The organism is Synechococcus sp. Cruz-7E5 (assembly GCF_024345995.1).
In the GTDB taxonomy this organism is placed as follows: Bacteria; Cyanobacteriota; Cyanobacteriia; order PCC-6307; family Cyanobiaceae; genus Regnicoccus_A.
On the sequence record NZ_JAGQCE010000002.1, the window covers coordinates 193,501 to 218,590 of the forward strand.

The following is a 25,090-nucleotide window of genomic DNA, read 5'->3' on the forward strand; positions in this document are numbered from 1 at the left end:
CCCCAGCGGCCGCTTCGCGCTGCGGCCGTCGGCCGCGCCCCCGCCGATGCCCCGTCCGTTGAAGCTCTCGGCCCGGGCCGAAGCCCTGCAGCCTTCGCTCACCCTGGCCATAGCCGCCCGCGCCAAGCAGTTGCGCGCCGAGGGCCAGGACATCTGCAGCCTGAGCGCCGGCGAACCCGACTTCGACACACCGCCCTTCATCCGCCAGGCGGCCATCGATGCCCTCGAGGCCGGCGCCACCCGCTATGGCCCGGCCGCCGGCGAGCCGGCCCTGCGCGAGGCGATCGCCGTAAAGCTGAGTGAGGAAAACGGGGTTGCCACCAAGGCCGAGCAGGTGCTGGTCACCAATGGCGGCAAGCAGGCTCTGTTCAACCTCTTCCAGGTGTTGCTGGGCCCCGGCGATGAGGTGCTCCTGCCAGCCCCCTACTGGCTCAGCTACCCGGAGATGGTGCAGCTGGCCGGGGCCACGGTGCGGCTGCTGCCCAGCGACGCCGAGCACGGCTTCCGCCTGGATCCCCAGCAGCTGGAGGCCGCGATCACCCCGGCTTCCCGCCTGCTGGTGCTCAACAGCCCGTCCAATCCCACCGGGATGGTGCTCAGCCGCCCGGAGCTGGAGGCCATCGCCGTGGTGCTGCGCCGTCATCCCCAGGTGGCGGTGGTCTGCGACGAGATCTACGAGTTTCTGCTGGCCCCGGGCCATGAGCACCACAGCTTCGCGGCGGTGGCGCCCGACCTCAGCGATCGGGTGTTCATCGTCAATGGCTTCGCCAAGGGCTGGGCCATGACGGGCTGGCGGCTGGGTTTTCTGGCCGGCCCCAGTGCGGTGGTGAGTGCCGCGATCGCCCTGCAGAGCCAGAGCACGAGCAACGTCTGCTCCTTCGCCCAGTTCGGTGCCCTGGCGGCGGTGAAGGGACCGCGCGACTGCGTTGTGGAGATGGCACGGCAGTTCAGTGAACGGCGCGCCCTGCTCCATCAGGGTCTAGCCGCCCTGCCTGGGCTCACCCTGCAGCCACCTGAGGGGGCCTTCTACGCCTTCCCGGATGTGAGCGCTCACGGGCTCGATTCGATGACCTTCTGCAACCGTCTGCTCAACGAGGTGGGCCTGGCCGTGGTGCCTGGGATCGCCTTCGGTGACGACCGCTGCGTACGCCTTTCCTGCGCCGCCTCCCCCGCCACCCTGCGCGACGGCCTGGGTCGGCTCGGCCACTTCCTCACATCCCTGTAAATCGAAGCACCACCGATGTTCTCCTTGCCCCTCCTTCGCCCACGCCTTCCGCGTGGCGGTGTTCGCCTGGCTCTGCTGGCGGGCCTCGCCCTGGTCCTCACGCCAGCGGCCCTGCCGCCCCAGCTGCAGCAGGCCGCACCCCAGCTCGCCGGCGCCCAGGCCCAGCAGAAGCTGCTGCGCATCAGCGCCATTCCTGACCAGAAACCCGAAACCCTCAACCGCCTCTACCCCCTGCTGGCGAATGAGCTGAGCCGCAGCCTCGGCGTGCCGGTGAAGTACGTGCCGGTGACCGATTACACCGCCGCCGTGAGTGCCTTCCGCCGCGGCGATCTGGATCTGGTCTGGTTCGGAGCCCTCACCGGCGTTCAGGCCCGGCTGCAGAAGCCCGGCGCCAAGGTGATCGCCCAGCGCGACATCGACCCCTCCTTCCAGAGCTTCTTCATCGCCAACACCGCCAGTGGAATCAAGCCCATCGCCAATCAGAAGGGGCTGAGCGTGCTCAAGGGCAAGCGCTTCACCTTCGGTTCGGAGAGCTCCACCTCCGGTCGGCTGATGCCCCAGTACTTCCTCGGCCAGGCCGGCGTGCGGCTGAGTGATTTCGCCGGCGGCGCCCCGGGCTTCAGCAGCAGCCACGACGCCACGATCGCCCTCGTGCAGAGCGGCGCCTACCAGGCGGGGGTGGTGAACGAGGAGGTGTGGCAGAGCAGCCTCAGCTCCGGCAAGACCGACCCGAAGAAGGTGATCGTGATCTGGCGCACCCCCGGTTACGCCAACTACCACTGGCTCGCCCAGCCGAATCTCGACCAGCGCTTCGGCAAGGGCTTCACCACCAGGCTTCAATCCACCTTCCTGAATCTGCGCGCCAGCAATCCCAAACAGGCCCAGATCCTCGACCTCTTCGGAGCGAAGCGATTCATTCCTGCGCCTCCGCGTCTGTACGACCCGATCGAGAAGGTGGGCCGCGAAATCGGCAAGATCCGCTGAGACACGCCCCTGGGCCCCCCTTAGCGTGGGGTCTGGTCCGAGCGGTTGCATGCGCTTCAACGGCAGTCTGGAGGAGCTTCAGGCCCTCGTCGCCCAGCTGGGGGAACCCGGCCACTGGGTGCATCAGGGGGCCTTTGAGATGTACGTTCTCGATGACGAGGACACCAACATCCGCCTGAACTGGTGGCCCCGCAGCGGGGAGATCCGCCTTGTGGGTGATCCGGCCGAGCGCGTGGGTCTGGAAGCTGCCCTGAAAGCCCTGCTTGCCTGAGGCCATGCCTGCCTGAGGTCCATGATGCCGGGTGCTGGAAGTTCCCTGTCCTGTCCCGGCCAGATTTCTCTGTCTTGAGCAGCTCCCCCGACCGTCTTCTGCTGGAGCTGCGCTCCGTCCGGGTGCCGGGCCGCAACGCCCCGCGGCTGGATGATGTGTCGTTGCAGCTGCGGCCGGGTGAGCGGGTGGCACTGGTGGGCCCCAGCGGTGCGGGCAAAAGCACCCTGCTGGCCGTGGCCAACGGCCTGATCAGACCTGTAGCCGGCGAGGTGCTCTGGAACGGTGCCGCCCCGGCGCGCTCCAGGCGCAGGCGCAGGCTTCAGCAGGCTTTGATCGGCACCCTCTGGCAGGACCTGCGCCTGATCGAAGAGCTGACGGTGCAGCAGAACCTCAACGCGGCGCGGCTGGCCCGCTGGGGCTGGCCGCGGGCCCTGCTCAACCTGATGCTGCCCGTCGAGACCACCGCCAACGCGGAGGTTCTCGCCCGGGTGGACCTCAGCGCCGATCTGCTGGCGCAGCCTGTGACCGCCCTCTCCGGCGGCCAGCGCCAGCGGCTGGCTCTGGCCCGCCTGCTGCGGCAGGACCCGTTGCTGCTACTGGCGGATGAACCCCTGGCCCATCTGGATCCGCGACTGGCGCGTGACCTGCTGGATCTGCTGCTGAAGCAGGCCAGCGGCCGTCGGGCCCTGCTGCTCAGCCTGCACCGCCCCGACCTGCTCGCTGGCTTCGATCGGGTGGTGGCTCTGCGCCAGGGCCGGGTGGTGCTGGATGCCGCGCCCTCGGCGCTGGCTGGCCACCAGCTGGCGGCCCTCTACCGCTCGGAAGCATGACGGCCACGTCTGCCTGGAGCTGGCGGTCGCTGCGCCTGGCCCCGCCGCTGCTGCCGCTGCTGCCAGCTCTGGCCTGGTTGCCGGTGCTGCTGGTGCTGCCTGGCCTCAGCCACGGCGGCGGCTGGGATCTGATCGGCCAGTTCGCCTGGTCGGCCTTCAACCCCTCGCTGGATCCCCTGGTGCTGGGCTCGGTCCTCTCCGGTCTGGGGGTCACGGTGGGGATCGCCCTGCTGGGCTGGGCCCTGAGCCTGGCGCTGGGGCTGCTGGGGGGAGTGCTCAGCTCCCGCACGGTGTGGCGCACGGCCATCGGCAGCGCCCTGCCGGCGGAGTTGATCCGGCGGTTGCTGGCGGTGCCGCGGGCGATGCATGAGCTGCTCTGGGGCCTGCTGCTGCTGCAACTGCTGGGTCTGCAACCGGTTGTTGCCGTGCTGGCGATCACGATTCCCTACGCCGCCCTGGTGGCGCGGGTGGTGAGTGATCTGCTCGACGCTCTCCCCACCCAGGGACTGGAGGCCCTGCGCCTGGGTGGAGCTCCGGCGGTCCCAGCCCTGCTCACCGCCCTGGGGCCGGCACTGCAGCCCGGGGTGATCAGCTATGGCGGTTACCGGCTGGAGTGCGCTCTGCGCAGCGCCACCCTGCTGGGAGTGTTCGGTCTCGGCGGGCTGGGCACCGATCTGCGCCTCACGCTCCAGTCGCTGCAGTTCAGTGAGCTCTGGAGTGGGCTGTGGGTCCTGCTGCTGGTGATGCTGGCTCTGGAGGCCCTGCTGCGGGCGCTGCGCAAGCGCTGGGCGATGCCTGCCCGCTTCGGCCTGACGCGCCGCTCCGTCGGGCGCGGTGGCCGGGAGGTGGCTCTGGGCCTGGTGCTGTTGCTGCCGCTGCTGGTGCTGGTGGCCGCGGCCCTGGGAGTCAGCCCGCTGCAGCTGGGGCAACTCCAGCCCCTGCCCCCCTGGACGGCCGACTGGCCAGCGGTGGCGGCCTTGCCCTGGCCCTCACTGATCGGCTCCACCCTCGGGCTCACCCTGCTGGCGGCCGCCCTGGCGGTGGGCAGCGCACCGCTGCTGTTGCTGTTGCTGGCCCCCTGGCGATGGGGCCGGGTGCTGATCCAGGCCGTCTGGGCCCTGGGACGCCTCTGGCCGCCGCCGCTCACTGCCCTGCTGCTGCTGTTCGTGCTGCAGCCGGGGGTGCTCACGGCTGCCCTCGCCCTGGCGTTCCACAACCTGGGCATCCTCGGCCGCCTGCTGCTGGAGGCGGAGGAGTCGGCCCCGATGCAGGCGGAGGAAGCCCTGGCCGCAGCCGGCACTGGCCCCAGGCTGGCCCTGCTCTACGGCCGCTTCAGTGCCCTGGCCCGCTCGTACCTTGCCTACGGCGCCTACCGCGCCGATGTGATCCTGCGCGAGACGGTGGTGGTGGGCCTGGTGGGTGCCGCCGGACTGGGCAGCCTGCTGCTGGAGGCCCTCAGCTCCTTCGCGATCGATCAGCTGGTCGCCCTGGTGGGGGTCTATGTACTGCTCACCCTGATGGGGGAAGATCTCAGCGACCGCCTCCGCCGGCGCCTGCTGGCGGCCTGACGCCCGAGCCCATGGCCGTGACAGCGACGCCGCGCAAGCTGATCGTGCTGGGGGACAGCGGTGTCTATGGCTGGGGCGATCCAGATGGCGGCGGCTGGTGCGAGCGGCTGCGGCGCCACTGGATGGGGCTGCCCGATGGACCGGTGCTCTACAACCTGGGGGTGCGCGGTGATGGCCTGGAGCGACTGGCGGCGCGACTGCATGGGGAGGTGGGCTCCCGGGGTGAGCTGCGCCGTCAGGCTCCCCAGGGGATCGTGATCAGCGTGGGCCTGAACGACACGGCCCGGGTCGGGCGGCCCGACGGTCGCCACCAGCTGGCACCGGAGGCCTTCCTGTTCGGGGTGCAGCAGCTGTTGCGGGAGGCGGTGCGGCTGGCGCCGGTGCTGGTGATCGGGCTCACGCCCGTGGACGAAGCGGTGATGCCCTTCGCGGGCTGTCTCTGGTATGAGCTGGCCGCCGTGCACCACTACGAGCGCCTGCTGGAGGAGGCATGCCTGGAGGCCGATGTGCCCTTCCTGCCCCTGCTGGAGCCCCTGCTGCAGGACCCCAACTGGAGCCGGCTGCTCGGTGCCGACGGCCTGCATCTCAATGCCGACGGCCATGTCCGGGTGTACGAGCGGGTGCGCCAGTGGCCAGCCCTGCAGAGCTGGGCGGGTCTGGAGTTGGGTCTGGCCCGCACGCTGGCCCGCTGAGCCCGCCGGCCTGGTGTTGATCAACGACAAGTCACCCATCTGGGGGAGGGGAGTTCCCCGGTTGGGGTGAAGCGCCAGCGGTGCCGGGAGACAGAGGGTGGAAACACGGACCCACCGCTGTCCCCGCCATGCCCGATTCACGCCCCCAGCCCCATCAGGACCAGGACCTGCGCAGCCTCAATGCCGAGTTGCTGCAGCGTTTCCGCAGCAGCGGCGACCACCGCCTGCGCAACCGGTTGGTGGAGCTGAATCTGCCCCTGGTGCGCCGGGTGGCCGTGCGCCAGAGCGCGAGCACTGCAGTGCCGCTCGACGACCTGGTGCAGCTGGGCTGCCTTGGGCTGATCCGGGCGATCGAGGCCTTCGATCCGTCTCGATCCACCGCCCTGAGCAGCTTTGCGGTGCCCTACATCCGCGGGGCGATGCAGCACCACCTGCGCGATCACGGCCATCCCCTGCGCTGCTCCCGCCAGCTGCGCGAGCTGCACCGCCGCGGCCAGGACCTGCAGCAACAGCGCCAGCATCTTCAGTTGCCTGCCCTGGGGGAGGCGGAGCTGGCGGCTGCCCTGGGCTGCTCGAGCCAGCGCTGGCGCGAGGCACTGGAGCTGCATCAGGCCCTGCGGCTGCGCAGCCTCGATGCCCCCACCGCCGAAGGGGAGGAGCGGGGCGGCACGCTGCTGGATCGCCTGCCGGCCAGGGAGCGGACGGAGTCGCGCCGGGCTGAGCATGAGGGGGAGGACGAGTCGCTCTGTTGCGAAGGCGAGAACCAGCGCTGGATGAACCGCCGGCTGGATCGGCTCGATCCCTGCCAGCGCCAGCTGCTGCTGGAGCGGGTGCTGCATGGCGCCTCCTGGCGGCGGCTGGGGGCGGATCAGGGGCTGCCGGCCCGGGTCATCCAGCGGCGCTTCGATGCGCTGGTGCTGCTGTTGCGCGCAGAGATCCAGGAGCTGGTGCGGACCCGCCAGGCTCCGCCGGTCTGGCCGGTGCTCAGAGCCCCAGCAGCGGGGCCAGGCCCATCGCCAGCAGGGCGGCGATCAAGGTCTGCAGGCCGTTCACCAGTTCATTGCTGAGCCAGACCAGGCGCCCCTGCAGGGTGGCGCCGATCAGGCTCTCGATCAGCGTGGCCACCAGCCCCACCGCGGTCACCAGCAGGGCCGCGCTGGCAGTGGGCAGCAGGCCGAGGGCCAGCAGCACCGCGGCCATCACGGTGCTGCCAGCGAGGCTGGCGAGGGAGCCCTCCAGGCTGATGGCCCCTTCGCTGCCTGGGGGCACCGGCCGCAGGGTGGTGATCAGCACGGTGGTGCGGCCCCAGCGCTTGCCGATCTCGCTGCCGCAGGTGTCGGCCAATTTGGCGGCGAAGCTGGCGGCAAAGCCCAGCATCAACAGTTCATCAGGCGCCCCCGGCAGGGTGGTGAGCAGGGCCAGCACGGCGCCTGTGGCCGCCGATCCCCAGACGTTTTCAGGGCCGCGCCGGCCGCCGCGGCCCTCCGCCAGCCCCTGCTCCTGCTTGCGCCGGATTCCCAGCCGGGTCACGGCCGAGCCCAGGGCCAGATAGAGCACCACCGCCAGCCAGCCACGCCAGCCCAGGGAGCCCCAGAGCAGGGTGCCGAGGATGCCGGCGTGCACCCAGCCGGCCCTGGTGAGCAGCGGCAGCCGCTGGACCAGGGCGATCAACACGGTGTTGATCGCGAAGGCCAGCAGCCACTGGGCCGCAGGCGGCGGGGCGGGAGGCATGGCGGACACACAGCGACCACCAGTTTCCCCGGCGCCGATGGTGCTGCCGTTGCTGGCAGCGCTGCAGGCCTCTGTTGCGCTCCCCTAAGGGCTGGCGGTGGCGGAGCCGTCGCGGCGGATAATCAGCCCACACGTCCTGGCTGGCCGGCGTCATGATCTTCAAGCCCAAGAAGTTCTTCCTCAACCTCGACAAGGACGCGGCCGCCAAGCCAGCGGTGGTGGCTCCCGTGGCGGCAACGCCAGCCAAGGACAAGGGTGGCAAGGGCAAGGCCGCCACGGCTGAACCAGCTGCGCCTGTGGCCGCTCCTGCAGCAGCTGCCACCTCAGCCGCTGCAGGTGCCACCTCAGCCGCCCCGGTGTTGACCACCGCCGAGGCGATCGCCGCTGAGCTGCGTCTTGAGCAGGAGAACCGTCCGGCCCCCAGCGTCATCACCTTCTCCCCCGAGCGCCTGAGCCCTTCCGGAGCGCTGCCCAGGGCCCGCCGCCGCGCCGGCGCCAACCTGGGGATGTTCAAGGAAATGGCGAGCGGCATGCTCGGCCGCTGAGCTGTTGGCCCCTGGCATCCCGCCACTGCACCAGTGAGGCCAGACCCGCCACGGCCGCTGTGGAGGTGCGCAGGATGTGGGGGCCGAGGCTCACGGCCTGCCAGCCGGCAGCCTGAGCTGCCGCTGTTTCGGGGGTGCTCCAGCCGCCCTCCGCTCCGATCGCCAGCGCCACTCCAGCTGCGGCAAATGATGCTCCTTGTGCCAGGGCAGCACCCACCAAAGGCAACTGCGCGTCGCGGGTGCTGGCCAGCAGCGATAGCCCTGAGCGCAGTTCGCTCAGGTAGGTGATCGCCTCCAGCGGCTCCAGCAGCTGGGGCAGCCAGAGGCGTTCGCACTGCTCGCAGGCCTCCCGCAGGATCGTCTGCCAGCGGTTTGCCTTCCAGCTGCCGCGGTTTGCCCCATGCTCGGCAACAAGGGGCTGGAGGCGGTCCACCCCCAGCTCGCAGGCCATGCGGACCACCACATCGAAATCCAGCCGGGGCACAGCCACCGCCAGCTCCAGCCAGGGGCTGGCGGCTTCCTGGCGCTGCAGGGGCTGGTCGAGCGGTTGCTCAAGCCGGGCCTCGGACCCAGCGAGCAGCACGGCGCTCCAGAGCTGCCCCCGGCCATCGGCCACGGCGAAGCGCTGGCCGGGGCCGTAGCGCAGCACGCGGCTGAGGTAGCGGCTCTCTTCAGCGACCAGCGCCAGGGTGGGGCCAGCCGCCAGCCGCTCGGGGGCGATCAGCAGGCGGCGCAGCTCACGCACCACCGGCTTCAGTTGGCCCCGTGGGGAAAGAGGGCCTCGGGCACCTCCTCCACGGGCCAGTCGTCATTGACGCCGCCGATCACGATCTCCTCGATCTCCACCACGTCGTTGTCGAGCTGACGCAGGGCGTTGATGAGTACATCGAGGGCCACCCCATCGCTGGTGCCCAGGTCGACCCAGCAACGGCACCAGTCGTCGCGGTATTCCGGTTCACCCATGCTGTGCATCAGCGCGGGGAGGGTCGCCTCGGCGGCCTCGATGTCGTAGTTCATGGCGCTGAGGTCGATCCCCTCCTCATGCACCTGCAGGCTTTCGGCGTTGAAGCCACCCAGCTTGCCCAGGAAGAACCAGCTGTCGAACACGGTGTCGACATAGCCCCGCTCCCCCTGACCGGGGGGATTGGGGAAGCGCAGCCAGATCCAGCAGTTGAACGGATCAACCTCGCGGAAGCGTATTTCCATGGGCGTTGCTCCTTCCAGCATCGACTGGTGACCCCCATCAAACACGGTGGCGGCTGCTGCAAGCTGGTGCGGTCCGTAGTCCCCCATGCTGGAGCTCCGATCGGTCCGCTACCACCCGGCCACCACGCCTGAGCCGGTGCTGCGCGACGTCACTCTGACGCTGCCCATGGGTGAGCCGGTGCTGGTGGCGGGCCGCAGCGGCAGTGGCAAGAGCACCCTGCTGGAGCTGATCAGCGGGCTGGCGGAACCCAGTGGCGGCAAGATCCTCTGGCAGGGCCAGCCGGTGACGGCCCGCCAGCGGCGCTGGCTCAGCGGCTTGGTGTTCCAGTTCCCCGAACGCCATTTCCTCGGATTGAGTGTGGGCCAGGAGCTGAAGCTGGGGCAGCGCCGGCTGGGCAGCGAGCGGTTGGAAGCGGTGCTGGGCCAGGTGGGCCTGCAGGGGGTGTCGTTGCAGCAGGCGCCGGAGCGGCTCAGCGGTGGCCAGCAGCGGCGCCTGGCGCTGGCGGTGCAGCTGCTGCGCGACCCGAAGGTGCTGCTGCTGGATGAGCCCACCGCTGGGCTGGACTGGTCGGTGCGCCACGAGGTGCTGCAGCTGATCGCCCAGCTCGGCCGCCAGCGGGCCCTGCTGGTGGTCACCCATGAGCCGGAGGTGTTCCAGGGGGTGGTGGGGCAGGCCTGGCGGCTGAGCGACGGGGGCCTTCAGGCCCTGCCGGCACTCCGTACGATGCCCTGAGTTGGCGGAGGGCGCAGCGATGCCCGATCAGTTGGTGCGGGCCACGGCGGCCGATGGGGGAATCCGCCTGGTGGCGGCGCTCACCACGGTCACCAGCCGCTATGCCCGGCGGCGTCATGGGCTCTCGTACCTGACCACAGCCCTGCTCGGGCGGGCGATGACGGCCGGCTTGCTGCTGGCCAGCTCGATGAAGGTGGCCCACGGGCGGGTGAACCTGCGCATCCAGTCGGACGGACCCCTGCGCGGGCTGATGGTTGATGCGGGCCGCGACGGCAGCGTGCGCGGCTACGTGGGCAATCCCGGCCTGGAACTCGACCTGATCGAGGAGGACGACGGCCAGCATCAGTTCGACTTCCGCCAGGCCACCGGCACCGGCTACCTGCACGTGGTGCGCGACCAGGGCAAGGGGGAGCCGTTCAGCAGCACGGTGGAACTGGTGAGCGGCGGCATCGGCGACGACGTGGCCTCCTACCTGCTCCATTCCGAGCAGACCCCCTCGGCGGTGTTCGTGGGCGAGCAGATCGACAGCAGCGGGGTGCGTTGCGCCGGCGGCGTGCTGGTGCAGGTGCTGCCCAAGGCGGCGAGAGAGCCTGCGCTGGTGGCGCTGCTGGAGGATCGTTGCCGGGAGATCAGCGGCTTCAGCGCTCGCCTGGCCGCCTGCAAGGACGACCTCAAACTGCTGCTGGAAGACATCTTCCCCGACCTCGATCCCCAGCTGCTGGAGGACGCCGAGGCCCGTCAGGATGTGACCTTCCATTGCCCCTGCACCCGCCGCCGCAGCGTCAATGCGCTGCGAATGCTGGGTGAGCAGGAGCTCGCCTCGATCCTGCGCGAGGACGGCCGCGCTGAACTCACCTGCCACTTCTGCAATGAGGTGTATGGAGTGGAGGAAGGAGAGCTGCGGGAGCTGATCGCCGAGTTCTCGCTGGCTTAGGCGATCAGCAGTGCACCGAGCAGCAGCAGGATCAGGGCCGGCAGGCTCTGCACCTGCTGCAATGACAGGGGCAGCCCGAGCGGCAGGGCCGGATCAAGCCCCAGGGTGAGCAGACCGCCCAGGAGCAGGCCAACGCTCAGCAAGGCGAAACTCCAGCCAACAGCGGCAAGGAAGCGACCGTTGCGGCGCCTGAGATTGACCACCGTGACGCCGGTGGCCAGGGCCAGCAGCACTTCGGCTGAGCCAGGCGGCGTGACCAGCAGCAGCAGCAGGAGCAAGCCATCCGCCACCAGGGGAAACCAGCGCTCACGGCCTTCGGCCAGGGAGAAGCTGGGCATGGAGAAGCTGGGTGCCTGCAGCTTGTTGCCGCCGCTGAACTGGGGCAGTGAGGGCAACTGGGGCAGGGAAGGCCGGGAGGGGACCCTCGCCGCCGGTGGTTTGATCTCCTCCCGCTTGGAGGCGGTGGCCGCAGCGCTGCTCACCTTGCCCTGCTGCCGCTCCCGCAGCCGCTCCATCAGCACCGCGTCGTAGGCGGCTTCCACCTGGGCGCGGGCCTGGGGGTCGTCAGCGACCGCATCGAGCTGATGCTGGCGAGCCGCCTGCACCTCATCGAAGCTGGCGTCGGGGGTGACACCGAGCCTTTCGTAGGGACTGCCGCTGGGGGCAGGTTCAGAACCGATGGTCATGGCCTCCGCTGCGTGGGGCTGGGTCGTGGCCCGAGCGTATCGAGGCGCGGGGCGAGGCGCTGTGCATCAGGGGCTTAATGAGACCTGACGGCCCGGTGGCGGCGGCTCAGAACAGGGGTTCGCTGCAGTGGTAGCCCGCGTCCTGCTGCAGCTCAAGGCGCCGGGCTTCCGCTTCCTCGATCGCCAGCCAGTGACGGCGCTTGAGCAGAGGCATCTGGGGGGGCAGGTGGCTGCCTTCGCGGATCTCCACGGCTTCATGGCTGGGCAGGAAGCGGACGTAATCAGACCCTCCATCCCGGCGGGGGCGAACCAGCCAGATCGGCTGAGGCATGGCCGTCACCTTGACCTTTCGTTGCAATTGATTCTGGCGAGGCCAGCGGCGGGCTGTGGCTCAGATCGCGATCGGCTCCACGCCGCTCACCACCGGCGCCACGGCGCTGAGTTCGAGTTCGGGGTGATCCTCCTTGAGCTGGTTGAGGTTCCACTCGTTCTTGAACAGCAGCACCGGCCGGTCCCAGGCATCGCGCACGGTCTTGCAGTTGAAGATGCGGCCCACCTTCTCCAGCGCCGGCCAGCCGCCCGCCACCCAGCGCGCCACGCTGAAGCCAAGCGGTTCCAGGCGTGTCTCCACCCCGTATTCGTTCTCCAGCCGGTACTGCACCACCTCCATCTGCAGCTGACCGACGGCCGCCAGGATCGGATCGCGCTTGCTGGCGTCGGTGTCGTAGAGGATCTGCACCGCCCCCTCCTCGCGCAGCTCATTGACCCCCTTGCGGAAGCTCTTGAAGGCCGAAGGGTTGGGGTTGCGCAACCAGGCGAAGATTTCCGGGCTGAAGCAGGGAATGCCCTCGTATTCCACCTTCTGGCCCACGTAGAGGGTGTCGCCGATGGCGAACATGCCGGGGTTGTTCAGGCCGATCACATCACCGGGGTAGGCGGTTTCGACCACCTCGCGGTCCTGGCCGAACAGCTTCTGGGGGCGTGAGAGGCGGATGGTGCGGCCGCTGCGGGCATGGCGCACACTCATGTCCTTGTCGAAGCGGCCTGAGCAGACCCGCACGAAGGCGATGCGGTCGCGGTGGCGGGGGTCCATGTTGGCCTGCAGCTTGAACACGAAGCCGCTGAACTCGGGCCGCAGCGGATCGACGGGGCCGTCGTGGCTGGTGCGGGCCACCGGCCGCTGGGCCAGCTCAAGGAAGGCATCGAGGAAGGGATGCACACCGAAGTTGGTCATCGCCGAACCGAAGAACACCGGGCTGAGCTCACCTGCATGCACCAGCTCCAGGTCGAGGTCGGCACCGGCGCCATCCAGCAGCTCCAGTTCCTCAAGGGCCTGAGCCAGGAGTTCCGGCTCCACCAGGTCGGCCAGTTCGGGGCTGCCGGCAGCCAGGCGCCGCTCGGCGGCCTGTCGACCCCTCTCGGCCCGGGTGAACAGGATCACGTCGCGGCTGCGGCGATCGATCACACCGCGGAAGCGGTCGCCGCTGCCGATCGGCCAGTTCACCGGCCAGCAGGTGAGGCCCAGCTCGCTCTCGATCTCATCGATCAGCTCCAGCGGGTCACGCCCGGGCCGATCCATCTTGTTGATGAAGGTGAAGATCGGAATCCGCCGCATGCGGCAGACCTCGAACAGCTTGCGGGTCTGGGGCTCGAGGCCCTTGGCGGCGTCTTCCAGCATCACCGCGTTATCGGCGGCGGCCAGGGTGCGGTAGGTGTCTTCCGAGAAGTCCTGGTGGCCGGGGGTATCGAGCAGGTTGATCGTGCTGCCGTCGTAGTCGAACTGGAGCACGGTGGAGGTGATCGAGATGCCGCGCTGCTTCTCCAGCTCCATCCAGTCGGAGGTCACCTTGCGCTGTTCGCCCTTGGCCTTCACCGCCCCGGCCTGCTGAATGGCACCGCCGTAGAGCAACAGCTTCTCGGTGAGGGTGGTCTTGCCCGCGTCGGGGTGGGAAATGATCGCGAAATTGCGGCGCCGGGCCACGGCATCAGCCAGGGCCTGCTGCTCGGGGTCCACGGCCCCGCTCTGTGGTGCCCTGGTGCTGGTGCTGCTGGTCATGGAGCCAGCCTGACAGGCCACGCCAGGGCGCTGCCACTGGTGGCCGCCAGAGCTTGCAGACCCCATTGGTGGCGGTAGCCTTGATGATGCGTTTGGGGGAACCCACGCGAAAAAGCTCAAGGCGCTGCAACGCCTTGAGCTTGAAACTGTTTCTTGGAGGTCAAACCAAGTGGATCAAAGCTTCTTCCTCAGCCCAGACCAATCCAAATTATCATCCCAAAATCTTCCAATCGATGGGAAGGAAAGCAGCCATTTTGAAAATCGACACAAAGACCAAGCTCAGCTGTTCACGACTGAAGAGCGTAATCTCATTATGATTCTTGAACGGTTTCGCTTAGACCCCTCAAGTGATGAGCATCCTGCCTGCCCAGGTTGAAAGAGGTGTGGATTCCCCTTGGCGATAGGGGCTTGTTGCGCGAATGGCCAGTTCGATGGAGGCCCACCAGCTTCTCGAATGGAACGGTAAGGCTGGCTACAATTCACACAATCTGTGGGGTTAGCCCCTGGTCTGGCCGCTAGCCCTGGCGTAAGTTGCCGCTCAAGCTCCGAGATTCTTTGTTGTGACCCTCTCAGCCAAGCCGCTTCCAAAGGTCGAACAAGTTGATTTTGTAAATCTCGTGGCAACGCATGCCAGTGGCACCGGCTCGGGCCGGCTGCAGGGCGGCCAGATCGGCGCCAACGGCCTGCTGGAGCCTGATTTCCCGCCCACGGCCCCGGCGGCTAACCCCGTTTTTTACCGCACCTATTCCCGCCGCACCCCAGGCGGCCGCGAGAGCTGGCTCCAGGTGGCCGAGCGCAACCTGGAGGGTCTGCGCCAGCTGGGCCAGCTCAATGCCGAGGAAGTGGAGCTGATCCGGCGCATGCAGAAGCACCAGCAGGCGCTGCCGTCGGGGCGCTGGCTGTGGATTGGTGGCACCCCCTGGATCGAGCAGCGCCATAACTTCTCCGGCGCCTACAACTGCACCTCCACCAACCTGATCGACTGGGAAGCCTTCGGTCTGATGATGGACCTGGCGATGATGGGCTGCGGAACCGGCGCCATCATCGAGCCGCACCTGATCGAGCGGCTGCCGCTGGTGCGCAACCGGCTGGTGATCGAGAGCGTCAGCCCGATCGGCCTCACCCCCGCCGGAGCGCGCCAGGAGGCCACCAGCCACAGCATCGATGGCAACCGGGTGTCGATCAAGGTGGGCGACACCCGCCGCGGCTGGGTCGACAGCTACCAGCTGCTGCTGGAGCTCAGCAGTGATGAGCGCTTCGACGCCGAGACGCCGATCACGGTGAGCGTGGACCTTTCCGATGTGCGGCCGGTGGGCGAAACGCTCAAGGGCTTCGGCGGCATGGCCAACCCCGTGAAGCTGGGCGACCTGTACGGCCGCGTGGCCCAGATCCTCAACAAGGCGATCGGCCGCCGGCTCAGCTCGGTGGAGTGCTGCCTGCTGATCGATGAGGCGGCGGTCACGATCGTGGCCGGCAATATCCGCCGCAGCGCCGGCATGCGCCAGTTCTCCGCGGAGGATTCCTCTGCTGCCGGCGCCAAGGAGAACCTCTGGCAACAGGACGCCGAGGGCAACTGGAGCATTGACCCCGAGCGCGATGCGCTGCGGATGGCCAACCACACCCGGGTGTTCCACAGCCGCCCTTCAAAAGAAGTGGTGCTGGAGGCGGTGGTCAAGCAGTTCCAGAGCGGCGAAGGGGCAATCCAGTTCGCGCCCGAAGCGATTGCCCGCTCCAATGCCGACCTGCTGACCACCCCGGAGCTGCGCAGCGAGTTCATCGACATCTATGTGGACCAGGGCCGCGAGGAAGCCGGCCGCTGGTTGCAGCTGAATCATCCAGAGATCAGTGCCGCCGAGCTGGAGCACCGTCTAGGGCGCTATGGGCTGAATCCATGCGGTGAAATATTGGGTGCTGATTTCCACTGCAACCTGGCGGAAGTTCATCTGAACCGGATCGATCCGGCTGACCACCAGGCCCAGGCCGATGCGTTCAAGGCTGGCGGCCTGGCGGTGGCCTGCCTGCTCAACCACGACTTCGAAGTGGAGCGCTACCGCCAGAGCCGCGCCTGGGATCCGATTGTGGGGGTGAGCTTCACCGGCCTGTTCGACTTCTTCGTGCATGCCTTCGGCACCCCTTGGTTGAACTGGTGGGAGCAGGGCCGCCCTGAAACGGAGCAGGGGCTGAAGTTCAAGGCCCAGGAAGCGGAGTATCTGGGCCGCTGGAAGCAGATCGTGAATGAAGCGGTGTGGGACTACTGCGACCGCCACGGTCTGCGTCGCCCCAACCGCTGCACCACCGTGCAACCGGCCGGCACCAAGAGCCTGCTCACGGGCGCCAGCCCCGGCTGGCATCCGCCCAAGGCGCAGCGCTTCATCCGCCGCATCACCTTCCGCAAGAACGATCCGGTGGCGCTGGCCTGTATGGACTACGGCTACACGATCGTTCCCAGCCAATCCGACAAGGACGAGCAGGGGCGATTGCTGGATGATCCCTTTGATCCCCGCTGCGGCGAATGGCTGGTGGAGATTCCCACTGAGGTGAGCTGGGCGAACATCCCGGGCGCCGATGCGGTGGAGATCAACAACTTCTCGGCCCTGGCCCAGTTCGACTTCTACATGCAGGTGCAGAAGCACTACACGGCCCATAACACCTCCGCCACGGTGGAGTTCCGCGAGAACGAGATCGAGCCACTGGCCGAGGCGATCCACCAGGCGATCGATGGAGGGGAGGGTTACATCTCGGCGGCGCTGCTGGCCCGCTTCGATGCCAATGCCACCTTCCCGCGGCTGCCGTTCGAGCCGATCGACCAGGCCACTTACACGCGCCTGCAGCAGGAAGTGGCCGCCCGCTGCCGCACCGCAGATTTCTTTGAAGCGCTGCAGCGTTACGACCAGGGCGAACTGGTGGAAGCTGGACCCGCCGGCTGTGATTCCGACAAGTGCCTGATGCCCCTGGCCAAACCCGCCTCATGAGCTGCCGCAGCTGGCCTGCGGGCGTGGTGATCAGTCTGCTGTGCCTGAGCCTGCCTGCCCGGGCCAGCAGTGATCTCAACCCTGACATCGAGAAGATGTGCCAGGGGCTGGCGGTGATCAACACCGAGCTGGGGGCTACTGCAGCCCCGGGCACACCGATGGGCAAGCGCATGCAGAACGAGTTGTCGCTCAGCCAGGCTCAATACGGCGCGCTGTGGTCGCTGATGAAGCTCACGCCCACCAGCACCTGCTCCTCTTTGTATTGAGTGAATATCTGCTGGGAGGTGGGTTTGCAGACCACGGCTACGGTTGAATAGTCGGTAACTAAAACCTTCGCCCCAGAGGGATTCTTATCTCATCATCCAAACCGCCATCGACTGGTTCACGGGAAGGAAAGCCCGTCAGGGATGGTTCACGGAAACCATCCAATATCAAGGTAGGCCTATATTGAGCAATGCTCATCGCAACAGAGTGAAGATGTCAGCGAATCCCCTCCAGGATGCAAAAGACGGGCTTGTACTGGCTGGGGAGCTGATCAGGCTTGCCGGCGAGGACCCAAAGGCACGTGAAGCGGCTGCGCATCTAGGCGAAGCGGCAGTAACAATTTCACAAACGATCAACAATGCACTTCTGCCACTCGCGGCTGTAAACTTCGCAATCGAAAAGGCACGAATATACTTTTCAGAAAGATTTGGAGATGAGCTTTCTGCAAAGGCAGCAAATATACCTGTTGATCAGCTTGTCGAGCCCAAGGCGTCAATTGCTGGACCAGCGCTTCAAGGCCTCGCATTTTGCTTTGAAGAAGCAGATCTTAAGGAGATGTATCTGAATCTCCTTGCTACTTCCATGGACAAGCAAGTTGCTTCAAACGCACACCCAGCTTTTGTAGAAGTCATAAGGCAGTTAAGTGCTGAAGATGCAGCGCTTCTTAAGTCGGTGCTTGCTGGAAAAGCTGGCTCAATCGGTATTGTTCGGGCAATTCTTAAAACCGAAGGTAAAGATGGATTTAGTGTACTTCAGAATCATATTCTTAGAACAGCTGATTCTGATGATGATGCTCTAGTGGCAATTCCTGGCTTAGCGGCAATCGTCGAGAACTGGCAGCGGCTGGGGTTGATCGTGGTTGACTATGCAATAATGCTCGTCGGTGACACGTTGTATGACTGGGCTGATGACCACCCAGACGTCATACGGTTGAGGGAGGGCAACACACAGAGTGGAAAGGTTGTTGAGTTGGGATTAGGCGTGATGTATCGCACTGATTGGGGAGAACGATTCGCTAAGGCAGTTGGCCTTTCTGATTCATAAGAAGCAAGGCCAACCAGTCCACTCCAGCAGGCGGGAAATGCCACTTTCCGGAACCTAGGAGGAGATCCTCCAAAACACTTTCGCCCGCTGCTGAGAGAGCGTTAGGCTTCACAAAAAAACCGCCCGTCAGAGAGGCACGCCAATGGCAATCTTGCTTGATTCGGTCGAGATCTCGAACTTCAGATCGGTCTCTAGTTGCGCCCTTCCGCTAAGCACTTACACGCCGATCATCGGCTATAACAACTCGGGCAAGAGCAACTCAATCACCGCTATTCAGTGGCTGCTTCGGCGATCGTTGCTTGCGAAAGCAGATTTTCATAGTGCCGCACTGCCCATCGAGGTCGTTGGAACAATCACTGGCGTTACGGCGGCGCATGTGGCGGAAATGCCTCCCCCTCAGCAGCGGCAGATCACACCTTACATAGCAGGAGAGACGCTGAAGGTGAAGCGCACACAGCCACCTACTGCTAGCAAAGCCGGCGAGATCACCCTATCGGTATGGGATCCGACAACATTGTCTTGGAACGCCAATCCAACAGGAATCGACAACGCGCTGGGCGCCCTACTTCCAGAGCCAATCCGTATTGGCGCGATGGAGAACGCTGCAGAAGACGCGGCAAAGTCGAAGACAACGACCACTATCGGCAAGTTGCTCGCTGAGTTCATTGCACCGGTCAGAGCGGCCCACGCCGTAGAGCTGTCCGGCTTCCTTCAGGAGATCTCCCGTCGTGTCAGCGCAGATGGCGACATGCGCTTTGCCGAGCTAGTCACGATCGAGAATCAGATCACAGTCAAGGTCAACGACCTCTTTCCTGGTATTGGCGCGAAGCTGCACTTTCCGGTCCCCGAGCTTGAAGACCTCGTCAAGGGCGGCACACTGCGACTTCAAGAGGGCACAAACTCTCCCCGTGACTTTGGCTCGTATGGTCACGGAACCCAGCGTTCAGTGCAGATGGCATTGGTCCGGCACTTGGCAGAGGTCCGCCGTGGCGCTGGACCTGGGCTTGGCACGACGCTTCTACTTATCGATGAACCAGAGCTCTACCTCCACCCGTTCGCTGTAGAGCAAATTCGTGCCGCACTCAAGTCTCTTGGAAGGACAGGATACCAAGTTATCTTTTCGACGCACTCGGCTCAGCTCGTGCCTGCGTCCGATGCGCAGTTCGCCCTGCTCATGAGGAAAGATGCTGCGCGGGGTACGTATGCCAGGAGTAGGTTGCGTGACGCCATCCAGAGAGCAGTGCCGAACTCGGTTCATCAGATGGAGCAACTCTTCACTCTTGGGAACTCAAGCCAAGTTCTCTTTGCCGACCGAGTGTTGCTAACTGAAGGAAAGACCGAATTGCGCCTGCTTCCTGCCATCTATGAGGCCATAGCCGGCCGCAGCCTCGGCCAAGAGCGCTGCGCGCTTGTTGCTCAGAGCGGCGTCAACGACACTAGGAAGTCGACTGAAATCCTCGCCGCAATGGACGTACCTTGCAAAGCAATTGTCGACTTGGACTACGCGTTCAGTGGAGCAGTCCGCGATGGATACCTGGTAGCTACCGATCCCGACATATCTGCATTGAAGCTGGAGTTGGCGTCACTAGCCGCCGCCGGTAGGGTCTCGGTTGGCCCTAACGGCCTGCCTCAGGGCGGAGTCGTTACCTCGGCGCAGGCATTCGTTCTTTTAGCACAACATATCGGCGCTCAGCCGCACATAGTTTCTCTTCACTCGAAACTTCTCGCGCAGAACATCTGGCTTTGGCAGCTCGGCGACATTGAGGCGCACTTGGGCCTTGCCGAAAAGTCAGAGCGTGAGTGGGCGCGTTTCAACGTCGATCTAAATACAAGAGGACTGCATGCGGCATGTCCACACCCTGCATCTATCCAACAAATGCTCGCGTGGGCAATTATGTGAATTCTAACCCTTCGTAGGAGTCGACTCGCATCAGCATGGCAATTGGCCCACCTCTCGGAGTGGTCCTTCATCCGTCCAGCGGGCCGAGCGCCACACCGGCGCTCGCGCCTCAGCTCAATCGTTCGGCAGGAGGACGATGAAAACTCATGCTGGTTTCCGCTCGGCAAAGTTTGCGCCCTACGAAGGCGAGGAAGAGAAGATCAATCCGGGTCTCTGGGACCAACGACTTGCCGAATATCTCCTGGCAAAGCTCAAGGACCATGGAATCGAAACTCATGAGATGATCCCATAAGACTGGGGACTGTACATCCCCATCAAGAACGACGGATTCCGTCTTGCTCTTTGCTGTGGCCACCAGAGCGGAGACGCTGACGAGTTCCTGTGTTTTACTAATCCTTGCAAATCGACAATCAGGAAATGGTTCAAAAAGATTGACACGACATCCCAGGTCCGGCGCGTGGCGGAAGCACTTGAGAAGATTCTTGGGTCCGACCCGGATATCCGAGACGTCAATTGGTGAACAGAACAATCAAACTGATTCTCGATGAACCGCCTGGAATGCTATGGCTCGTTCCATGCCAGTGTCTAGGCGGGGATAAACACATTTCAATTCCCCGAAACCCAGACTGCTGATCTACTCCGAGAAGCTCAAGCCTGCGTGCATCTCCTTGCCGCAACCTCTGGGCGGAGTTCATCGTCGATCAGCCTTGCCCAGCTCGTAAGCCTGCTGGCATCCTGAGAGAACAGAACTCCTCTCCCCGTTGACCTACGCCGCTGAGAACCCACTGAGCGACGCCGGACGCAACGACGACCTCGCCGACGAGTTCCTCGGCGCCCTCGAAGCCCTGGGCGGATCCGCTGGCAACGGCCGCCTCCGCGAAACCCTGGAGTGGGACGAAGCCAGCTACGAAGCGGTGAAGGCTGATCTGTTGAGCCGACGGCTGATCGTGCCTGGCCGGGGTCGCGGTGGCTCGGTGGCCCTGGCGGATGGGTCGGCAGTGGAAGCCTCAGGCAACGGCCAAGCCGCCAGCCGCGCCCCCCGCACCCGCGCTCCCAACGGTTCCCGCGCCGCCTCGGCCCCCAGCTCCTTCGAGCAGGCGTTCCGCGCCATCGACGACTGCCTGCGCAAGGAGGCCGGCTGCGGCACCGAGCTCGACTACACCGAGCAGACCTCCTGGCTGCTGTTCCTCAAGTACCTCGACGGGCTCGAAGACGACAAGGCCGCCGTGGCTGCCCTGGAGGGCCGCAGCTACGCTCCCATCCTGGAAGAGCCCTACCGCTGGAACAGCTGGGCGGCACCGAAGACCGCCAGCGGCCAGCTGGATCACCACGCCGCCCTCACCGGCGACGACCTGCGCGACTTCGTGAACCAGCGCCTGTTCCCTTACCTGGAGCGCTTCAAGCAGCGCGCCAGCGGGCCGAACACGATTGAGTACAAGATCGGCGAGATCTTCGGTGAACTGCGCAACAAGATCAGCAGCGGCTACAACCTGCGCGAAATCATCGATGTGATCGATGGTCTGCGCTTCCGCTCCCAGGCCGAGAAGCACGAGCTCTCGATGCTCTATGAGGAAAAGATCAAGCGCATGGGCAACGCCGGCCGCAACGGCGGTGAGTACTACACGCCCCGGCCGCTGATTCGCGCCATCGTGCAGGTGGTGAACCCGCAGATCGGCGAGTCGGTCTACGACCCGGCGGTGGGTTCCGCCGGCTTCCTGTGCGAAGCGTTTGAGTTCATGCGCAAGGGCGGTGCCGAGGGGCGCGAACTGAGCACGGAGGATCTGGAGACGCTGCAGTCGCGCACCTTCACCGGCAAGGAGAAGAAGAGCCTCGCCTATGTGATCGCGATCATGAACATGATCCTCCATGGCATCGAGGCGCCCAAGGTGCTGCACACCAACACCCTCACCGAAAACCTCAGCGATGTGCAGGAGCGCGACCGCTTCGATGTGATCCTCGCCAATCCGCCGTTTGGCGGCAGTGAACGCAAGGAGGTGCAGCAGAACTTCGAGATCCGCACCGGCGAAACCGCTTTTTTATTTTTGCAGCACTTCATCCGCCTGTTGCGCGCGGGCGGCCGCGCCGGCGTGGTGATCAAAAACACGTTTCTCTCCAACACCGACAACGCCTCGGTGGCCCTGCGCCAGAAGCTGCTGTCCGATTGCAACCTGCACACGGTGCTCGACTGCCCCGGCGGCACCTTCCAGGGCGCGGGTGTGAAAACGGTGGTGCTGTTCTTCGAGAAGGGTGCGCCCAGCCACAAGGTGTGGTTCTACCAGCTCGATCCCGGCCGCAACCTTGGCAAAACGAACCCCCTTAACGACCGCGACCTGGCGGAGTTCGTGGAGCTGCAGAAGTCGTTTGCCGACTCGCCCAAGAGTTGGAGCGTGGCGATGGACTCCATTGATCCAGAGAGCTGGGATCTTTCGGTGAAGAACCCCCATGGGGGAGAGGCGGTGGCGCTGCGGAGCCCGCAGGAGATCATGGCAGAGATCGTGTCGCTGGATGCGGAAAGTGCGGAGGTGCTGGGGAGGATCAGGGCGTGGGTATGAAGGAAGGATGGCAGACAAGGCAGCTGGGTGAAATCTGCGAAATCGAACGGGGAGGTTCACCTCGCCCAATTCAGAATTACCTATCTGCTGACTCGAATGGCATCAACTGGATCAAGATTGGAGACGCGACAGCGAGCGGCAAATACATCTACAAAACAGAAGAGAAGATAAAGCCTGAGGGCGCTAGGCGTTCGCGAGTTGTTTACGAAGGCGATTTCATCCTATCGAACTCGATGAGTTTCGGCCGGCCATACATCATGAAAACCACGGGTTGCATTCATGATGGATGGCTTGTGTTGCGCCAACCAAAAGTCGATCCAGAATACCTTTATTACGTTCTTAGTTCTGATCTGGTGTTTAGCCAGTTTGATCGACTTGCGGCGGGCAGCACCGTTAGGAATCTCAACATCGGATTGGCAATGTCCGTTGAGATTCCATACCCCCCACTTCCCGAACAGCAGCGAATCGTCGCCCTGCTCGACGAAGCGTTTGCGGGCCTCGCCACCGCCAAAGCCAACGCCGAGCGGAACCTTCAGAACGCCCGCGCGCTCTTTGAGAGCCATCTTCAATCCGTATTCAGCCGGCGCGGGGAGGGGTGGGAGGAGAAACAACTTAGAAACTTCTGTGCTTTTGAGAATGGAGATAGAGGCTCGAACTATCCATCAAAGAAGGCCAGAAGTGCAACGGGGATTCCCTTCATTAATGCAGGCCATCTGACAGACGATGGACTTGATCTCGCAAATATGGACTACATTCCGAGAGAGCGTTTCGACCTGCTGAGCAATGGCAAGATACGTGCAGGAGACATCCTCTTCTGCCTGCGCGGTTCGCTCGGAAAGTTTGCATGCGTCGGTGATTTGACCGAAGGCGCAATCGCCTCATCTTTGGTTATCGTGCGCCCTGATGAAACAGCCTTGAATGAGTATCTCATCGCATACTTCAGAAGCTCACTTTGTGCAAGTATGATCAATGAATTTAAGAATGGTACTGCTCAGCCTAATTTGTCCGCCCGAAGCCTTGGCGATTTCGTTGCGCCCCTTCCACCACTTGCCGACCAGAAGTTGATTGTTAAGGAGCTCGCCGACCTCCGTCAAGAAACCCAGCGCCTCGCCAGCATCTACGAACTCAAACTCGCCGCCCTGGAGGAACTCAAGAAGACCCTCCTGCACCAGGCGTTCAACGGCGAACTCTGAGCCCCAGGCTTTGGCCTCCAGTTCATCGCGCCTTCAGCCCTCCAACCAGTTCAGACGCTGCCATGACGGCTGCGTAGGCGACCTGCTGGCACCTCGCCGCGCTGTCTTACCGGTCGTGAACCCTGCAGGCCAGGATCACAAGAAGCTCGCCATCCAACCGATAAACCAGCCGGCGCTCTTCATCGATGCGGCGCGACCAGCAGCCGGCCAGGTTTTCCCGCAGGGGCTCGGGTTTGCCGATGCCAGCGAAGGGATCGCGCAGGCAAGCCTGGATCAGCTGGTTGATGCGTCGCAGCTGCCTGCGGTCCTGGCTCTGCCAGTGGAGGGTGTCGTCCCAGGCGGCAGCCGTCCAGGCCAGCCGCTCAATCGCCGGCATCGGCCAGATCCGGATCGATCAGCCCATGGGAAAGGAGCTCCCCACGCCCGGCCTGCTCCAGCGACCGCTGCAGATGGGCCGCATTGGCCGGGGAACGCAGCAGGTGCACGGTTTCCATCAGGCTGTTGTATGTGTCGAGCGACATCACCACCGCCCCCTTGGCGTGCCGCCGGGTGATCAGGGTCACGTCTGCATCGGCCTCCACCCGATCCAGCACGGCCTTGAAGCTCTCCCGGGCCTCCGAAAAGCTGACCACCTGCATGGTGTTGTCCAATAACCTGTACATCAGGCTAGCTGGGTGGAGGGCGTGGCCGCTGTGACCGTCCCCACCCTGACCGTCCCCACCGTGATCGGCATCGACGTGGGCGGCCCCCGCAAGGGCTTCCACGCCGTGGCACTCACCGCTGGCGCCTATGGCGGCCAGAAGCGCGGGCTCGGCTTTTCCTGCATCCGCCGGCCTACTTTTCCTGCATTGGAGGTGCCACATCCCTGGGCTGAACTGCCTTGGGGCGATGTTCTCCCTAGCCTGAGTCGATGGCCGATGCAGACGTCCGCTGGCGCCAGCGGTTCGACAACTTCGAGCGGGCCCTCCAGGTGCTGGAGCGTGGCGTGGCTCTGGCGCGCCAACGGCCGCTGACTGAGCTGGAGCAGCAGGGCCTGATCCAGAGTTTTGAGTTCACCCATGAACTCGCCTGGAATCTGCTGAAGGACTATCTGCAGCACCAGGGGATCACCGGCCTCATCGGCTCGCGGGATGCCACCCGTCTGGCGTTCCAGAACGCACTGATCAGCGACGGCGAGGGTTGGATGGCGATGATCAAGGCCCGCAATCAGTCTTCGCACACCTACAACCTCGAGCAGGCCCAGGCGATCGCCCGCGATGTGATCGATTGCTATGCGCCGTTGTTCGGTGCCCTACGGAATCGGTTCTCGGCCTTGAGCCAGCTGCCGTCATGACCGTGCGTCCTCCCCCGGCCACAGCGCAGGCGATCGGCCTGCCGGAAGCGGCGGTTGGGGCCATCCAACAGGTGCTCGCCAGCCACCCCGAGGTGGAAGCCGCGATCCTCTACGGCTCCCGCGCCCTCGCTCGCCACCGCCCCGCCTCCGACATCGATCTCACCCTGATCGGCCCCGCCATCAACGCCGCCGCCCTGGCCCGCATCGATGCCGATCTCGACGACCTGCTGCTGCCCTGGATGATCGATCTCTCCGCTTACAGCGCGATTCGTCATCCCGCCCTGCTGGAGCACATCCAGCGGGCCGGCCTGGAGCTATACCGCCGGCCGGATGGGCCAGACTGATCCCATGGCGCCCTCGGCCTCCCTGCT

26 protein-coding genes are annotated in these 25,090 nt (G+C 65.1%); 18 read left to right on the top strand and 8 right to left on the bottom strand.

Going from position 1 to position 25,090, the window contains the following annotated elements; translation table 11 throughout:
- Nucleotides 1–46: 46 nt before the first annotated feature.
- From KBY77_RS03725 to KBY77_RS03755, 7 genes are all read left to right on the top strand, one after another.
- Nucleotides 47–1,225, top strand: coding sequence for a pyridoxal phosphate-dependent aminotransferase (locus KBY77_RS03725; protein WP_255102456.1), 1,179 nt, complete (start codon nucleotides 47–49; stop codon nucleotides 1,223–1,225).
- Nucleotides 1,226–1,240: 15 nt separating this feature from the next.
- Nucleotides 1,241–2,209 carry a putative selenate ABC transporter substrate-binding protein gene (locus KBY77_RS03730; RefSeq protein ID WP_399212158.1) on the top strand — a complete coding sequence of 323 codons (969 nt, stop codon included), beginning with the start codon at nucleotides 1,241–1,243 and terminating at the stop codon, nucleotides 2,207–2,209.
- Between the two features lie 25 nt (nucleotides 2,210–2,234).
- Nucleotides 2,235–2,480 carry a hypothetical protein gene (locus KBY77_RS03735; protein WP_255102242.1) on the top strand — a complete coding sequence of 82 codons (246 nt, stop codon included), beginning with the start codon at nucleotides 2,235–2,237 and terminating at the stop codon, nucleotides 2,478–2,480.
- 74 nt (nucleotides 2,481–2,554) lie between these two features.
- Nucleotides 2,555–3,310 carry an ATP-binding cassette domain-containing protein gene (locus KBY77_RS03740; RefSeq protein WP_255102243.1) on the top strand — a complete coding sequence of 252 codons (756 nt, stop codon included), beginning with the start codon at nucleotides 2,555–2,557 and terminating at the stop codon, nucleotides 3,308–3,310.
- Nucleotides 3,307–4,878: an ABC transporter permease subunit gene (locus KBY77_RS03745; RefSeq protein ID WP_255102244.1), complete on the top strand. Its 1,572-nt coding sequence runs from the start codon at nucleotides 3,307–3,309 to the stop codon at nucleotides 4,876–4,878. Before KBY77_RS03740 ends, KBY77_RS03745 begins: the two co-directional genes overlap by 4 nt.
- A gap of 11 nt (nucleotides 4,879–4,889) precedes the next feature.
- Nucleotides 4,890–5,570, top strand: a complete 681-nt coding sequence (locus KBY77_RS03750) for a GDSL-type esterase/lipase family protein (RefSeq protein ID WP_255102245.1) — start codon at nucleotides 4,890–4,892, stop codon at nucleotides 5,568–5,570.
- Between the two features lie 128 nt (nucleotides 5,571–5,698).
- Nucleotides 5,699–6,637, top strand: coding sequence for a sigma-70 family RNA polymerase sigma factor (locus KBY77_RS03755; protein WP_255102246.1), 939 nt, complete (start codon nucleotides 5,699–5,701; stop codon nucleotides 6,635–6,637).
- On the opposite strand, the gene KBY77_RS03760 is transcribed toward KBY77_RS03755, so the two are convergent.
- A complete protein-coding gene (locus KBY77_RS03760) occupies nucleotides 6,555–7,301 on the bottom strand; it encodes a TIGR00297 family protein (RefSeq protein ID WP_255102247.1) in 747 nt (248 codons plus the stop codon). The two genes, KBY77_RS03755 and KBY77_RS03760, sit on opposite strands and share 83 nt — an antisense overlap.
- A 152-nt stretch (nucleotides 7,302–7,453) precedes the next feature.
- Here KBY77_RS03760 and KBY77_RS03765 point away from each other — a divergent pair, with 152 nt between their 5' ends.
- The gene (locus KBY77_RS03765) at nucleotides 7,454–7,846 is read left to right on the top strand and encodes a hypothetical protein (RefSeq protein WP_255102248.1); all 393 of its coding nucleotides are present in this window, start codon (nucleotides 7,454–7,456) and stop codon (nucleotides 7,844–7,846) included.
- Here the strand turns inward: KBY77_RS03765 and KBY77_RS03770 are convergent.
- Both KBY77_RS03770 and KBY77_RS03775 read right to left on the bottom strand, forming a co-directional pair.
- Nucleotides 7,812–8,591 (bottom strand): 16S rRNA (uracil(1498)-N(3))-methyltransferase, encoded by a 780-nt coding sequence (locus KBY77_RS03770; RefSeq protein WP_255102249.1) that lies wholly within the window; start codon nucleotides 8,589–8,591, stop codon nucleotides 7,812–7,814. The genes KBY77_RS03765 and KBY77_RS03770 overlap by 35 nt on opposite strands.
- An 8-nt stretch (nucleotides 8,592–8,599) precedes the next feature.
- Nucleotides 8,600–9,052 (bottom strand): DUF3531 family protein, encoded by a 453-nt coding sequence (locus KBY77_RS03775; protein ID WP_255102250.1) that lies wholly within the window; start codon nucleotides 9,050–9,052, stop codon nucleotides 8,600–8,602.
- Nucleotides 9,053–9,137: 85 nt separating this feature from the next.
- Here KBY77_RS03775 and KBY77_RS03780 point away from each other — a divergent pair, with 85 nt between their 5' ends.
- Nucleotides 9,138–9,785 carry an ABC transporter ATP-binding protein gene (locus KBY77_RS03780; protein WP_255102251.1) on the top strand — a complete coding sequence of 216 codons (648 nt, stop codon included), beginning with the start codon at nucleotides 9,138–9,140 and terminating at the stop codon, nucleotides 9,783–9,785.
- Between the two features lie 19 nt (nucleotides 9,786–9,804).
- A complete protein-coding gene (gene hslO / locus KBY77_RS03785) occupies nucleotides 9,805–10,719 on the top strand; it encodes an Hsp33 family molecular chaperone HslO (protein ID WP_255102252.1) in 915 nt (304 codons plus the stop codon).
- Here the strand turns inward: hslO and KBY77_RS03790 are convergent.
- From KBY77_RS03790 to KBY77_RS03800, 3 genes are all read right to left on the bottom strand, one after another.
- Nucleotides 10,716–11,405 (bottom strand): CPP1-like family protein, encoded by a 690-nt coding sequence (locus KBY77_RS03790; protein WP_255102253.1) that lies wholly within the window; start codon nucleotides 11,403–11,405, stop codon nucleotides 10,716–10,718. The genes hslO and KBY77_RS03790 overlap by 4 nt on opposite strands.
- Nucleotides 11,406–11,511: 106 nt before the next feature.
- Entirely contained in the window at nucleotides 11,512–11,736 is a 225-nt protein-coding gene (locus tag KBY77_RS03795; protein WP_094556608.1) for a hypothetical protein, read from the bottom strand.
- A 60-nt stretch (nucleotides 11,737–11,796) separates the two neighbouring features.
- Nucleotides 11,797–13,461, bottom strand: a complete 1,665-nt coding sequence (locus KBY77_RS03800; RefSeq protein ID WP_255102254.1) for a peptide chain release factor 3 — start codon at nucleotides 13,459–13,461, stop codon at nucleotides 11,797–11,799.
- Nucleotides 13,462–14,114: 653 nt separating this feature from the next.
- On the opposite strand from KBY77_RS03800, the gene nrdJ reads away from it, so the two are divergent.
- From nrdJ to KBY77_RS03830, 6 genes are all read left to right on the top strand, one after another.
- Complete coding sequence (nrdJ, locus tag KBY77_RS03805; RefSeq protein ID WP_255102457.1) at nucleotides 14,115–16,433, top strand: ribonucleoside-triphosphate reductase, adenosylcobalamin-dependent; 2,319 nt, start codon at nucleotides 14,115–14,117, stop codon at nucleotides 16,431–16,433.
- Nucleotides 16,430–16,699, top strand: coding sequence for a hypothetical protein (locus KBY77_RS03810; protein ID WP_255102255.1), 270 nt, complete (start codon nucleotides 16,430–16,432; stop codon nucleotides 16,697–16,699). The genes nrdJ and KBY77_RS03810 overlap by 4 nt, the downstream gene beginning before the upstream one ends.
- 211 nt (nucleotides 16,700–16,910) lie before the next feature.
- Complete coding sequence (locus KBY77_RS03815) at nucleotides 16,911–17,741, top strand: DUF4393 domain-containing protein (protein WP_255102256.1); 831 nt, start codon at nucleotides 16,911–16,913, stop codon at nucleotides 17,739–17,741.
- 142 nt (nucleotides 17,742–17,883) lie between these two features.
- Complete coding sequence (locus KBY77_RS03820) at nucleotides 17,884–19,641, top strand: ATP-dependent endonuclease (protein ID WP_255102257.1); 1,758 nt, start codon at nucleotides 17,884–17,886, stop codon at nucleotides 19,639–19,641.
- A 761-nt stretch (nucleotides 19,642–20,402) separates the two neighbouring features.
- A complete protein-coding gene (locus tag KBY77_RS03825; RefSeq protein ID WP_255102258.1) occupies nucleotides 20,403–22,193 on the top strand; it encodes an N-6 DNA methylase in 1,791 nt (596 codons plus the stop codon).
- Entirely contained in the window at nucleotides 22,190–23,386 is a 1,197-nt protein-coding gene (locus KBY77_RS03830; RefSeq protein ID WP_255102458.1) for a restriction endonuclease subunit S, read from the top strand. Before KBY77_RS03825 ends, KBY77_RS03830 begins: the two co-directional genes overlap by 4 nt.
- A gap of 106 nt (nucleotides 23,387–23,492) precedes the next feature.
- Here the strand turns inward: KBY77_RS03830 and KBY77_RS03835 are convergent, their stop codons facing one another.
- Together KBY77_RS03835 and KBY77_RS03840 are read right to left on the bottom strand one after the other, a co-directional pair.
- On the bottom strand, nucleotides 23,493–23,762 hold the full coding sequence (locus KBY77_RS03835) for a Txe/YoeB family addiction module toxin (RefSeq protein WP_255102259.1): 270 nt from the start codon (nucleotides 23,760–23,762) through the stop codon (nucleotides 23,493–23,495).
- Nucleotides 23,749–24,024: a type II toxin-antitoxin system Phd/YefM family antitoxin gene (locus KBY77_RS03840; RefSeq protein WP_255102260.1), complete on the bottom strand. Its 276-nt coding sequence runs from the start codon at nucleotides 24,022–24,024 to the stop codon at nucleotides 23,749–23,751. Before KBY77_RS03840 ends, KBY77_RS03835 begins: the two co-directional genes overlap by 14 nt.
- Before the next feature lie 272 nt (nucleotides 24,025–24,296).
- Here KBY77_RS03840 and KBY77_RS03845 point away from each other — a divergent pair, with 272 nt between their 5' ends.
- Nucleotides 24,297–24,719, top strand: coding sequence for a nucleotidyltransferase substrate binding protein (locus tag KBY77_RS03845; RefSeq protein ID WP_255102261.1), 423 nt, complete (start codon nucleotides 24,297–24,299; stop codon nucleotides 24,717–24,719).
- Complete coding sequence (locus KBY77_RS03850) at nucleotides 24,716–25,063, top strand: nucleotidyltransferase domain-containing protein (protein WP_255102262.1); 348 nt, start codon at nucleotides 24,716–24,718, stop codon at nucleotides 25,061–25,063. The genes KBY77_RS03845 and KBY77_RS03850 overlap by 4 nt, the downstream gene beginning before the upstream one ends.
- The last annotated feature ends 27 nt before the right edge of the window (nucleotides 25,064–25,090 follow it).